Source organism: Paraburkholderia sp. Ac-20336, from assembly GCF_017105025.1.
Taxonomy (GTDB): domain Bacteria; phylum Pseudomonadota; class Gammaproteobacteria; order Burkholderiales; family Burkholderiaceae; genus Paraburkholderia.
Genome location: NZ_JAAGPS010000001.1, coordinates 28,974 through 41,925, shown reverse-complemented (window position 1 = coordinate 41,925; position 12,952 = coordinate 28,974). Strand labels below are relative to the sequence as shown.

Below are 12,952 nucleotides of genomic sequence, written 5' to 3'. Positions count from 1 at the left end.
GTTCTCCGGGCCCTGCCTCAACTCTCCCGCTGCTTTTCAAACCCCACGGTAATCGCCGCCGACATCTCCGCCGCGTATCGCTTCATTGTTTCAGCCAGCTTTTCGATTCCCTGGTCCACCACCCGGCGATAGGGCCCCGTAATGCCGAGGCTGAAAATGACCTCGCCGCGTCCGAGCATCAGGGGGACGCCGATGGCCGCCAGTCCCTCGTCGACCTCGCCCAGGCACGTTGCGTATCCCCGTGCACGCACGTTCTCCAGATCCGCCATCACTTCCGATTTTTCGCTCTTGGTCTTGCTCGTCCTTTGCGTGAGCGGCTGGGCGAGAAGGTGCTCAACCGTTTCGGCATCCTGATAGGCGGCGATGGCTTTAGCCGTCGCGGCATTGAAGACGTGCATCTCGCTGCCGGGCAGCACATAACCGCGCCATGGCGTGTCCGGTGCTTCCGTGAGGATGGAGCGGACCACACCGTGCTCCAGTTTCGTGATGTAGGCCGTTTCGCCCGTCTCCTGCACGAGTTCGCGCAGATAGCCTCGCACCACGGAGTCCAGCCACGCATTCTTCGTCGTGGCGTAGATGAGGCGGCGCATCCGCGCGCCGACCAGATAGCTCGTCGCCCCCCCTTTTCTCGTCTCCACCAGCCGGCATTCCAGCATCGACTTGAGCAGCCGGTGACCGCTCGGTTTCGGCAAGCCCAGCATGGCCGTGATTTCCGACAGCGATAGACCGTCCGGAAAGCCGGCCAGCAATTCAAGGATGCGCATGTAGCGCTCGAGCGGGGGGGCGTCGTCCAGACCCGGCATGTCGTTCTTCCTGATTTTTGATGGATTAAAGGGCGTTGCCTGGCTTGACAACGCTTATTTGGCCACGCACCATGAATCGTAAATCGAAACTATATTTCGAAAATCGAGACACCGCAATAAATCGCTAGCCCTTGGAGATCCAACGATGATCACGTACCTGAAGCGCGCAATGTCACTTCGTATCGCCTGTGCATGGCTCACCGCTGGCGCAGCCGTTTCACCTTGCGCGGCATGGGCCCAGCAGATACCCGTCGGCGTGACAGCGCCGATGACGGGAGCATTGTCCCTGACGGGCAAGGGCTATGTCGATGCGCTCAAGCTGGCGGAGCAGGACATCAACGCGGGCGGCGGTATCAATGGTCGCAAGGTCGGCCTGTCGTTCCAGGATGCGCAGGCGTCGAACGGCACTGCGATCAACGCGTTCATCAAGGTCGTGCAGGAGCAGAAGCCCGATTTCGTATTCCTGACGAGTTACAGCACGCAGAACGTCGCGGTCGGCCCGGAAGTGCTGAAGGCGCAGCGTCCGGCCATGTACGCGGGCGGTGCCGACATCGTCGCGGAGCAGAAGAACCCGTGGATGTTCCGCATCCGTCCGAGCGACGGCCTGACGGCCGAGGCGATGGCGCGTTACGCGCACGAACAGTTGCACTCGACGAAACCCGGCATCCTCTACATCCAGAACGACTTCGGCCAGGGCGGCGCGAAGGCCGCGCAGAAGGCATTTGCGGCAGCGGGGATTACGGTGGTGGGCGCCGAAGCCTATGGCCAGAACGACAAGGACATGTCCGCGCAGATCCTGTCCCTGAAGAACAAGGGCGCCGATTCGATCCTCCTGTTCGTCTATCCGCAGGACGGCGCGTTGCTGCTGCATCAGATCAACCTGCTCGGCCTCAAGACGCCGGTCGTTTCGTCGTCGGCCGCGTTCGTGCCGGCCGCGATGCAACTGATTTCGCCTGACGATCTGCAAGGCGTCTACGGCGTCGTCGATGCGATGCTGACCTCGCAGCCCGCGGCGCAATCGTTCCTCAAGCGGTTCAAGGCCGCCTACGGCGTGGACGCCGATCCGTATGCCGCCGCCTATTACGACGGCGCGATGATGATGGCGCAGGCGATGCGCACAGTCGGCACCGATCCGGTCAAGGTGCGCGACTATCTGCGCACGTTGAAGGACTTCAAGGGCGTGGCGCACATCTATACGTTCGATGCCGCGGGCAACGGCGTGCATGACGTGTCGATCGTGAAGTTCGCACCCGGCACCAAGGACATGCAACTGATCCAGCAGATCACGAGCAAGTGATGCCGAGCGAGGCGCCATTTCCATTCGCCGCGTTCACGCGCGTTTCCCTGTCCCGCGGACCCGGATCATGCAACAGCTTCTTCAACTCCTGGTGAACGGCGTCGCGCTCGGCAGCGTCTATGCGCTTGCCGCGCTCGGCTTCGTCATCGTCTATTCGGCGACGGGCGTCGTGAATTTCGCTGCGGGCCAGTTCGTCATGCTCGGCACGTTCTTCGGCGTCGCGGCCATCGTGCAGGCGCATTTTCCGATCGCGCTCGGCTATCTCGCCGCGGTGATCGGCATGGCGCTGTTCGGCGTGCTGTTCTTTCTCGGCGTGCATCTGCCGTTGCGCAAGAGGCCCGTCGTCTCGGTCATCATCGGCACGGTGGCAATCGGCATCGTCATGCAGAACGCGGCGCTGCTGATCTGGGGACCGTGGCCCGCGCGCCTGCCGTCCCCGTTCGGCGACACCGCGATATCGATTGCGGGCGCGGCGATCAGCATGCACGCGCTCGCCACCATCGTGATCACCGCGCTCCTGATCGCGGCGCTGTACGCGCTGCTCTATCGCACCGGTATCGGTCGCTCGATGCGCGCAATCGCTCAGGATAGCGAAGCGGCGCGTCTGATCGGCTTGCCGGTCACGCTGACGCTGGTCGTCACCTGGGCGCTAGCGGCTGCGTGTTCGGCGTTTGCGGGCCTGCTGGTCGGCCCCATGTGGTTTGCCGACGTCAACATGGGAGAACCGGTGGCGCTCAAAGCGTTCGCGGCGACGGTGATTGGCGGCTTCGGCAGCGTGCAGGGCGCGATTCTCGGCGGACTCTTCGTCGGTCTCGTGGAGATTCTCGGCGCCTCGTATCTCACGTCGACCTACAAGGACCTGTTGGCCTTCGGCGTGATGATCGCCTTCCTGCTGGTGCGTCCTCAGGGCATCTTCGGCGAAAGAATTGGAGATCGCGGATGAACCGCTCACGCTTTCTGTCGGCTGTACCGGTTGGCGTCGCGCTGGCCGTGGCGCTCGCGCTGCCGGCGTTCTGTTCCGACTATATGGTGCGGCTGTTGTCCACGGCCGCCATCGCATCGATCGCCGTGCTCGGCCTGAATCTGGTGTTCGGTTATGCAGGTCTGATTTCGCTCGGGCAGGCGGCGTTCATCGGCATTGGCGCGTACACGGTGGCTGTGCTGACCACCCAGGCGGGCTGGAGTCCATGGCTCGCGAGCATGGCCGGTGTGGCGCTGTGCGGCGCGTTCGCCTATGTCGTGGGCATCGTACTGCTGCGTCTGAAAGGTCACTATCTCGCGCTCGCGACGCTGGGGCTGAACGTCAGCTTCGGCATCGTCGTGTCGAACTGGACCAGCCTGACGGGCGGCACGGACGGCATCGCCAGCATTCCCTCGCTGACGCTCGGATCGTTCGCGCTCGACACCGACGCGAGACTGTACCTGTTTGCCACCGTCGTGCTGGTTGCGCTGTGTGCGCTGACGCAAGCCGTCCGCACGAGTCACCTGGGCCGCAGCATGATCGCTGTGAACGACGACGAGATGGCGGCCGGCATGAGCGGCATCGCCGTCACGCGCGCGAAGGCCGCGGCGTTTGCGATAGGCGGCGCATTTGCCGGCGTATCCGGATGCCTCTTCGCGGTCCACAACCGCTTCGTTTCGCCGGACGACTTCTCGTACGTGCAATCGATTCTCTATCTGTCGATGCTGGTGGTCGGCGGCGCGGGCTCGATCGTCGGCGCGGTGATCGGCGCGGTGGGCGTCACGCTGCTGCCCGAGTTGCTGCGCGGCGCCGGCAACGCGTATCTGCTGATCTTCGGTGTACTGGTGCTGGTCGTCCTGATCGTTTTGCCCGACGGCCTCGTCAGTCTCGCGCGGCTGCCCGTGTTCCGGCGCCGTCAGCGCTCGCCACGGCTCGATCCGATCGCGGAGGAAAAATAATGCCGCTACTCGAAGCCAATGGTTTGAGCGTGACGTTCGGCGGCCTGAAGGCGCTTGCCGACGTCGATCTGCGGATCGACACGGGGGAACTGCTCGCGGTGATCGGGCCGAACGGCGCGGGCAAGAGCACGCTGCTCAACGCGCTCACCGGTCTCTACAAGCCGAGTGCGGGACGCGTCGCGTTCGACGGCAAGGACATCACGGGGATGCGGCCCGACATCATCGTGCGTGGCGGGGTGGGACGCATCTTCCAGAACGGCAAGCTGTTCCGGCGCCTGAGCGTGGTCGAGAACGTGATGCTCGGCGCGGCTATCGCGCCGGCGCCGGCCGGTTCGTTCGCGTCGCGCCGTCACGCGGAAGCGGCGTGGCGCGACGCCGCGCTGCAGATGCTCGAACGCTTCGGACTCGCGTCGCTCGCCACGCGCAGCATCGATTCGCTGTCCTACGGCAATCGCCGTCTCGTCGAAATGGCCAAGGTGCTGGCGGGCCGTCCGCGTTTGCTGCTGCTCGACGAGCCCGCCGCAGGTCTCAATCTCGGCGAGGTCGAGGCGCTGATGACGCGGCTCAGGCAATTGCGAGCCGATCACGACCTGACGATCCTGCTGATCGAGCACAACATGAGCATGGTCATGCGCCTGGCCGAGCGGATCGTCGTGCTGAATTTCGGGCAAAAACTCGCCGAGGGCACGCCCGCCGAAATCCAGCGCGATCCTCGCGTGCTCGAAGCGTACTTGGGAACCGGTTACGAACATGTTGAAGTGCAACCAGATTAAGGTCGCGTACGGCGACATCAGCGCGCTGCGCGGCGTGGATATCGAAGTGCGCGAAGGCGAGGCGATTGCGCTGATCGGTGCGAACGGCGCGGGCAAAACGACGCTGCTGCGCGCGATCTCCGGGCTGGTGCCGCTGAAATCGGGCAGCGTCCAGTATCAGGGCGGCGAACTCGGCGCACGCACGCCGGAAGCGCGCGTGCGGCTCGGCATCGCGCATGTGCCTGAAGGGCGCCGTATTTTCCCCGGTCTCACGGTGATCGAGAACCTGCTGGTCGGCGCGACCGCGCATCGCTCGACGAAGGCGGAAATTGCCGAGGATCTCGAATGGGTCCACGACCTGTTCCCGCGCCTTGCCGAACGGCGCACGCAACTCGGCTGGTCGCTGTCGGGCGGCGAGCAGCAGATGCTCGCGATCGGCCGGGCACTGATGTCGCGCCCGCGTCTGCTGATGCTCGACGAGCCGTCGCTCGGCCTCGCCCCGCGTCTCGCGGAAGACGTCTACGCGCGGATCGGCGCGATCAACCGCAAAGGCCTGAGCATGGTGATCGTCGAACAGAACACGGTGCTCGCGCTCAAGGTGGCGGCGCGCGCCTATGCGCTGGAGAACGGCAGCATTGCGATTGCCGGTTCGTCGAAGGAGCTGGCGAACAATCCGCGCATTCGCGAGGCCTACCTCGGCAAATAGCAACGGCGCGGCGAACCGGCGATAGCGCCGGTTCGCCCGATGAGAAAAGGGCGAACCATCCGGTAAATATTACGGATGGCTAATAAATATCGGCGAAGCGGGGTCCGCGAGCTCGGGCATGCCGTAACGGACATTCATCAAGTCATTCATCCTGGAGTAAACGTAATGACGACTACGGTCGGAATCGATGTGGGGGGTACGTTCACCGATCTCGTGCTCATCGACGACAGCACGGGCGACGTGCGGCTCGCCAAGGTGCCGAGCACGCTGGACAATCAGGCGCGTGGCGTATTGCAGGCGCTCGAACAGACCGGTGTCGCGCTCGACACCATCAGCAGCATCGTGCACGGCACGACCACGACGACCAATGCGGTACTGGAGCGCAAGCTGGCGAAAGTCGGCCTGATTACGACGCGCGGCTTTCGCGACGTGCTCGAACTCGGGCGCCGCACGCGCCCGACCGCATACGGTCTACGCGGCAACTTCGTGCCGCTCGTCGCGCGTAACCTGCGTGTCGAAGTCGACGAACGCTGCGATGCATCGGGCAACGTGGTGACGCCGCTCGACGAGCGGCAGTTTATCGAGGCCATGAATCGACTCGTCGAGCAGGGCGCCGAGTCGCTGCTGATCCACTTTCTGCATGCCTATTCGAATCCCGGGCATGAACAGCGCGCGCTCGAACTGGCCGCCGAGCATTGGCCCAACGAATATGTAACGGCGGGCCATCAGATCACGGCGGAGTTTCGCGAGTACGAGCGAGGTACGGCGGGCGCGGTCAACGCCTCGGTTCAGCCGATTCTCGACCGCTATGTGCGGCGGCTTCAGGACGAATTGCAGAACGCGGGCTTCGGCACCGATCTGCTCGTGATGCAAGGCAATGGCGGCACGGTGCCGGCCCGCGCGGTAAGCCGCACGGCCGTCAACACGGTGATGTCCGGACCCGCATCCGGCGTGATGGCCGCCGCGCACGTGTCGCGCGTGTGCGGTTTTCCGAACCTGATTACTTACGACATGGGCGGCACTTCGTCCGACGTGGCGTTGATCGAAGGGGGCGTGCCGAAAGTCTCGAGCGAACTCGAACTCGAATACGCGATGCCGATCCATGTGCCGATGGTCGACGTGCATACGGTCGGCGCGGGCGGCGGCTCGATTGCGCGCGTGAACGCGGGCGGCATCCTTAAGGTCGGGCCGGAAAGCGCGGGCTCGATGCCGGGCCCGATCTGCTATGGACGGGGCGGCACGTTGCCGACCATCACCGACGCCAATCTCGTTCTCGGCCGTCTGAATCCCGACAAGCTCCTGAGCGTCGACAACAAGGTGTCGATGGATTTCGTCGCCGACTGTATTCGCAAGGAAGTCGCGGAGCCGCTCGGTCTGAGCGTGCATGACGCGGCGGCGGCGATCCTGCGCGTCGGCAATCAGAATATGGCGAATGCGATCCGGCTCGTCAGTCTCGCGCGCGGTTACGATCCGCGCGATTTCGCGCTGTTCGGTTTCGGCGGCGCGGGGCCGCTGCATTCGACGGCGCTTGCGCGCGAGCTCGGCATCCCGACCGTGCTGATTCCCGTGCGACCGGGTTTGACCAATGCGCTCGGCTGCCTCGTCGCCGATGTGCGTCACGATCTGGTGCAGTCGTTCAACAAACCGCTGGGTCTCATCGACGACGCCGACCTCGAAGCCAGCCTCGCGCACCAGACCGCGGAAGGGCGCCAGCGTATCGAGAAAAGCGGCATCGCCGTGTTCGACATCGAGTTGCGCTACACGGCGGAAATGCAGTTCCAGGGGCAAAGCCATCTGCTGGTCGTCGACATTCTCCGCGAGCAGGCGACGCGCGCCGAGCTGGCCGAAGCGTTCGAGAAAGCGTACTGGCAGCGCTTCAAGGTCAAGCTGTCCGAACTGCGGCCGGTACTGGTATCGCTAAACACCAGCATCGTCGCGAAGCGCTACGTGCCGGACCTCGGCACGCTCGCGAAAGCCGAGCCCGTAGCGTCGCTTGCCGATGCGCGAGTCGGCATCCGGCCGGTGTGGTTCGAGCAGGGCGGCTGGCACGACACACCGGTCTTTCGCCGCGAACGCCTGCCCGAATGCGAATTCGCGGGCCCCGCAATCGTCGAGCAGCTCGATTCGACCACTGTGCTCGAACCGGGCAATACCGCGAAACTCGATAGCGCGGGCAATCTCATCGTGAAAGTTGCTGGATAAAAGAGGCTCTTATGAAGACCATCGATTCGGTCACCCTCAGCGTTATTCAAAGCGGGTTGCAGCAGGTCTGCAACGAAATGGATCTGGCGTTTTGCCGGGCTGCGTTTTCGCCGGTGATTTCGGAGTCGCAGGACCGTTCGAACGGCATTTACGATCGCGAGACGGGGCGCCTGATTGCACAAGGCGATTACGGCCTGCCGATTTTCGTCGGCACGATGCAGTTCTCGACGCAGGAAGTGATCCGGCGTGCGAAGGAGATTCGCGAAGGCGACATCTTCGTCATCAACGATCCGTATATGGGCGGCACGCACCTGATGGACGTGCGTTTCACAATGCCGTTCTTCTATCGTGGCGAACTGTTTGCGTGGCTCGCGAATACCGGCCACTGGCCCGACATCGGCGGCATGGTGCCGGGCGGCTTTTCCGCGCACGCGACGGAGATCGAGCAGGAAGGCCTGCGCTTGCCGCCCGTCAAACTCTTCAAGGAAGGTCAGCTCGATGAGGAGCTGCTGTCGATCATCATGTCGAACATCCGCATTGCCGAGCAGCGGATCGGCGACATCAAGGCCCAGGCCGCGGCGCTGACGATCGGCGCGGAACGTCTGACGCAAATGCTCGATCGTTACGGCAAGGACACGATAGAAGCGGCGATCGCGGCGCTCAACGATCGCTCCGAGGCACAGATGCGCGATTGCATCCGGCAGATTCCGGACGGCGAATATCGCGGCCGCTCGTATCTCGATTCGGACGGCGTGGTCGACGAGCCGCTCGTCATCGATCTCACGGTCACCAAACGGGGCGACTCGCTGACGTTCGATCTGTCGCAATCGAGTCCGCCGTGCCAGGGGCCGATGAACAGCGTGCTGGCGACCACCAAGGCATCGGTGTACCTCGCGATGAAGCACATCTTTCCGGACGTGCCGATCAACGCGGGAACGTTCGCGCCGATCGAGGTGCTCGATCCGGTCGGCACGTTTCTCGACGCGCAATATCCACGCCCGGTATCCGGCTGCGCGGCCGAAGTGAGCCAGCGCATCGCCGAGGCCGTGTTTCATGCGCTGGTCGATGCGCTGCCCGATCTGCTGTTCGCGGCGCCGGCCGGCACGACGGCGAATCTCGCGATTGGCGGCCACGATCCCGAACGCAACCGCTCGTACGTGATGTATGCGATTTCGGGCGGCGGCTATGGCGGCTATTCAGGCGGCGACGGATTGACGAACGGCTGCTCGACCATCGGCATTTCGAAGTCGCAGCCCGTGGAAATTCTGGAGCAGAATTATCCGATACTGTTCGAGCAATATGCGATTCATGAAGGATCGGGCGGCGCGGGTACGTATCGCGGCGGCATGGGGATTCATTTCCGCCTGCGTCTGCTGCGCGGCACGGCGAAGGCGTCGATGGTGATGGACCACGGCCGGTTCGGGCCGCCGGGCGCGCGCGGCGGCAAGGACGGCGGCAAGACGCGCATCGTCATCTATCGCGACGGCGAGCCGTATGAGCCGCCTCACGTCAGCAAGGATCAGGGCATCGTGCTGAAGGCGGGCGATATCGTCGAGGTGTTCACGCCGGGCGGCGGCGGCTTCGGCAATCCCGGCGAGCGCGCGCGCGATGCGCTCGAGGCCGATATCGAACTCGGCTATTACACGCGCGAACTGGCCGAAGCGCTGTTTTCGTAACCCGGAGCGCGGCGCACAGCAGGTCGCGCGCGTCGCATTTTCTTCTTACGTCACGCAATCAGATCCATCAAATCATGACATATCCAGCCGATTCGTCCGCATCACGCGCCCTGTTCGAACGGGCACAACGTTCTCTGCCGGGCGGCAATACCCGCACGACGGTTTTCATGAAGCCGCATCCCGTGTATGCCGTGCGCGGCGAGGGGTGTCGCGTGTGGGATGCAGACGGTGTTGTCCGCATCGACTGCATCAACAATTTCACGTCGCAGATTCACGGCTATGGACATCCCGCGATCAAGGCGGCGATACAGGAGCAGCTCGAACTCGGCACGGCATTCGGCATGCCGACCGAATCGGAGATCGAACTGGCCGAGTTGCTCTGCGAGCGCATTGCATCAGTCGAAACCGTGCGGTTCATGAATTCGGGCACGGAAGCGGTGATGAATGCGCTCAAGGCGGCGCGCGCCTACACGGGCCGCGCAAAGATCGCCAAGGTGGAAGGTGCTTACCATGGCTCTTACGATTACTCGGAAATCAGCCTCGATCCGACGCCGGAAAACTGGGGCGGCGTGCAGCCCGCTTCGGTCGCGTACGCCGCGGGAACGCCGCGCGGTGTGACCAATGATGTGATCGTCCTGCCGTTCAACGATCCCGAAGGGGCGCGACGTCTGATCGAACAGCATGGCGACGAACTCGCGTGCGTGCTGGTCGACCCGATGCCTAATCGCGCGGGTCTCGTTCCCGCAACGAGCGACTATATTCGCGCGCTGCGCGAGGCGAGCACCAAGGTCGGCGCGCTACTGGTTTTCGACGAAGTGATTACGTTGCGCATCGGCTATCACGGCGCGCAACCGTTCTGGAACGTCGAGGCGGATCTGACGGCGATGGGCAAGGTCATCGGCGGCGGGTTTCCGGTCGGCGCGGTGGGCGGAAGGCGCGACGTCATGGACGTGTTCAGCCCGCTGCGCGGCAAGCCGGCGTTGCCGCACGGGGGCACGTTCTCGGCGAATCCGATGACGATGCGCGCGGGCCTTGCGGCGATGAAGCTGCTCGATCAGGAAGCGTTCGCCCGTCTCGATGCGATCGGCGATGCGGTGCGGGATGGGATGCGGGCTTCGTTGCGCCGGCATGGCGTACCGGGGAGTGTCGTCGGGTGCGGTTCGCTGCTGAAGGTGCATTTGACCGCGCGGGAAGTCTCCGACTATCGCAGCGCGCTTCCCGACACGACCGAGGCTCAGCGGTTGAATGCTTTCAATCTCTCGCTGTTGAACCGGGGCGTCATGGCCGCGAGTTATGGCCTGATGGCGCTGTCCACGCCGATGACGGACAGTGACGTTGCCGAAATCGTCGCGGCCATGGACGGTGCGGTTCAGGATGTGGCAAGCCTGATGTAAGCACGGTTCCACGTAGGGCGAAGACGGTGGCGGGCGGATCGGCAGGATTCGCCCGAAGCGTCGGTGCTAACACGTAAGATCGCAACGAACTCCTTACTAACACTAACGGCAGAAATTTCCTCTGCCGCGCCGAACTCAGAGATCGATAACCAGCACCGGCGTTTTCGAGCGCGAACAACACGGCAAAAACTGATCGTTTGCCGCGCGCTCCTCATCGGTCAGATAGACATCGCGATGATCCGGCTCTCCGGCCAGCACGCGAGTCAGACACGTCCCGCACACACCTTGCTCGCACGATACGGGCACCTCGATGCCGCACGTGCGCAAAGCCTCGACGACGGTCGTGCCCGCGGGAACCTCCACCAGCTTGCCGGAACTCGCGAGCGACACCTGGAACGCCACATTGCTGTCGCTGCTACCCTCGACCTCCTGCCTCGCGCCGAAGTATTCGCGATGCAGGTTCGCGGCGGGCCAGCCTGCGTTCGTCGCCGTGCCGAGCACTGCGTCGATGAATCCGGCCGGGCCGCATACGTACACATGCGTGTCCTGGTCCGGCTGGGCAAGCACGGCTTGAAGGTCGATCCGTTGCTCGGCCGCGTCGCTATCGAAGTACAGGTGCGAATGCTCTTTCAGTCCGGCTTGCGCGAGGCGATCGAGGAATGCCGCGCGCGCGAGCTCGCGTGTGCAGTAGTGCAGTTCGAACGAGCGGCCGGTGTCGAGAAGCTCCATCGCCATGCACAGAATCGGCGTGATGCCGATGCCGCCGGCCAGCAGAATGGTGTGCTTTGCATGCGCGTCGAGCGGAAAGTGATTGCGCGGCTCGCTGATCTCGAGCGTGGCGCCGGCGGCGTAGGCATGCATCGCGATGGACCCGCCGCGCGAGGCGGGATCGCGCAGCACGCCGATCTGATACACCCCGCGTTCGGCGGGGCTGTTGCACAGCGAATACTGGCGCGTGAAACCGTCGACGTGCACGTCGATATGCGCGCCGGCCGAGAACGGCGGCAGCGGCTCGCTATCGGCGGACGACAGTTCGAACAGGCAGATGTCGGTGGCGAGGGGCAGCTTGCGTGTAATGATGGCTTTCATGGCGCTTCGAATAACGGTGAGGCGTTCACGGCGGCCGTGCGGCCGCCTCGCTCGCAACCTTGAGTTAGCATTCCTGCTGCAGGATTCGATCCAGCACACGGCGCGACTGCACGCCGCCTGCATCGATGTTGAGCTTCATGATCGGCCGCTCCGGCCAGCGCGACAGGTTGCGCTGCTGCGCCTCGAGAATTTCGAGGTCTTCCGAGAAGATGCGGCCCTGGCCCGTGCGGATCGTCTCGGTCAGTGCCGTGTCGTTGACGGCGAAATTGCGCGCCATGCCCCAGAAATACCAGATCGACGTTTCGGTTTCCGGCGTGATGAAGTCGACCACGATGCTCGACACCTTGTGCTCGGAGTTCGCGTCATAACCGCCGTGGCCGGCATGCGCGACGCCGACTTCGATCATCACGTGGCTCGGCGGCGTGAAGTGGCAGATCTGCCAGCGATCGCACGGCACGTCGTCGGCGAGGCCGTTGCCGCGCAGCGCGGCGGCCCAGAACGGCGGCGGCGCGATGTTCTCCATGAAGCGGCTCGTCGTGACGGTGTCGCCGTCGACCTTCGTGGCGGGCGGGGCTTCCTCGATCTCAGGCTGGCCGATGCTCGTCGCGTGCACGTAGGTTTCGTGCGTCAGGTCCATCAGGTTGTCGATCATCAGGCGGTAATCGCAGTCGATGTGATAGAGCCCGCCGCCATAAGCCCACGCGGGATTCTCCGCCCAGTCGAGATGATGGATCGTCGCGGGGTCCGCCTTGCCGGCGTCGCCGGGCCAGACCCAGATAAAGCCGTATCGTTCGACGGTCGGGAACACGCGCACCGACGGAATGCCGCCGACACGCTGACACGGCATGCTCACGCACTTGCCGTTCGCGCCCATGGTGAGACCGTGGTAGCCGCACACGAGCAGGCCGTCGCGCACGCTGCCGAGCGACAGCGGCGCGCCGCGGTGCGGGCAGAAGTCTTCGAGCGCGGCCACGGAGCCGTCCGCCGAGCGATAGAACACCATGCGCTCGCCGCAAATCTGCCGGCCGAGCGGCTTGCCGTCGATTTCATCGGGCGTGCAGGCAACGTACCACGCGTTTTTGGGAAACATGTTCTCTCCTCCATGGCGCATCG

11 protein-coding genes are annotated in these 12,952 nt (G+C 64.0%); 8 read left to right on the top strand and 3 right to left on the bottom strand.

Features of this window, described 5'->3' with window-relative positions; genetic code table 11:
- Positions 1–17: 17 nt before the first annotated feature.
- The gene (locus GXB81_RS00180; protein ID WP_167044350.1) at positions 18–803 is read right to left on the bottom strand and encodes an IclR family transcriptional regulator C-terminal domain-containing protein; all 786 of its coding nucleotides are present in this window, start codon (positions 801–803) and stop codon (positions 18–20) included.
- A 169-nt stretch (positions 804–972) separates the two neighbouring features.
- On the opposite strand from GXB81_RS00180, the gene GXB81_RS00175 reads away from it, so the two are divergent.
- The 8 genes from GXB81_RS00175 (at position 973) to GXB81_RS00140 (ending at position 10,750) form a co-directional block, all read left to right on the top strand.
- Positions 973–2,100, top strand: coding sequence for an ABC transporter substrate-binding protein (locus tag GXB81_RS00175; protein WP_205987975.1), 1,128 nt, complete (start codon positions 973–975; stop codon positions 2,098–2,100).
- A 67-nt stretch (positions 2,101–2,167) separates the two neighbouring features.
- Positions 2,168–3,043 (top strand): branched-chain amino acid ABC transporter permease, encoded by an 876-nt coding sequence (locus tag GXB81_RS00170; RefSeq protein WP_205987974.1) that lies wholly within the window; start codon positions 2,168–2,170, stop codon positions 3,041–3,043.
- Positions 3,040–4,020 (top strand): branched-chain amino acid ABC transporter permease, encoded by a 981-nt coding sequence (locus GXB81_RS00165; protein WP_205987973.1) that lies wholly within the window; start codon positions 3,040–3,042, stop codon positions 4,018–4,020. Before GXB81_RS00170 ends, GXB81_RS00165 begins: the two co-directional genes overlap by 4 nt.
- Entirely contained in the window at positions 4,020–4,793 is a 774-nt protein-coding gene (locus GXB81_RS00160) for an ABC transporter ATP-binding protein (RefSeq protein WP_205988144.1), read from the top strand. The genes GXB81_RS00165 and GXB81_RS00160 overlap by 1 nt, the downstream gene beginning before the upstream one ends.
- The gene (locus GXB81_RS00155; protein ID WP_167044337.1) at positions 4,771–5,478 is read left to right on the top strand and encodes an ABC transporter ATP-binding protein; all 708 of its coding nucleotides are present in this window, start codon (positions 4,771–4,773) and stop codon (positions 5,476–5,478) included. The genes GXB81_RS00160 and GXB81_RS00155 overlap by 23 nt, the downstream gene beginning before the upstream one ends.
- Before the next feature lie 165 nt (positions 5,479–5,643).
- Positions 5,644–7,680: a hydantoinase/oxoprolinase family protein gene (locus tag GXB81_RS00150; RefSeq protein ID WP_205987972.1), complete on the top strand. Its 2,037-nt coding sequence runs from the start codon at positions 5,644–5,646 to the stop codon at positions 7,678–7,680.
- Between the two features lie 11 nt (positions 7,681–7,691).
- Positions 7,692–9,356, top strand: a complete 1,665-nt coding sequence (locus GXB81_RS00145; RefSeq protein ID WP_205987971.1) for a hydantoinase B/oxoprolinase family protein — start codon at positions 7,692–7,694, stop codon at positions 9,354–9,356.
- Positions 9,357–9,523: 167 nt separating this feature from the next.
- Positions 9,524–10,750 (top strand): aspartate aminotransferase family protein, encoded by a 1,227-nt coding sequence (locus GXB81_RS00140; RefSeq protein ID WP_205987970.1) that lies wholly within the window; start codon positions 9,524–9,526, stop codon positions 10,748–10,750.
- A 135-nt stretch (positions 10,751–10,885) separates the two neighbouring features.
- Here the strand turns inward: GXB81_RS00140 and GXB81_RS00135 are convergent, their stop codons facing one another.
- Complete coding sequence (locus tag GXB81_RS00135) at positions 10,886–11,839, bottom strand: PDR/VanB family oxidoreductase (protein ID WP_205987969.1); 954 nt, start codon at positions 11,837–11,839, stop codon at positions 10,886–10,888.
- 64 nt (positions 11,840–11,903) lie between these two features.
- The gene (locus GXB81_RS00130) at positions 11,904–12,929 is read right to left on the bottom strand and encodes an aromatic ring-hydroxylating dioxygenase subunit alpha (RefSeq protein WP_167044322.1); all 1,026 of its coding nucleotides are present in this window, start codon (positions 12,927–12,929) and stop codon (positions 11,904–11,906) included.
- Between the last annotated feature and the right edge of the window lie 23 nt (positions 12,930–12,952).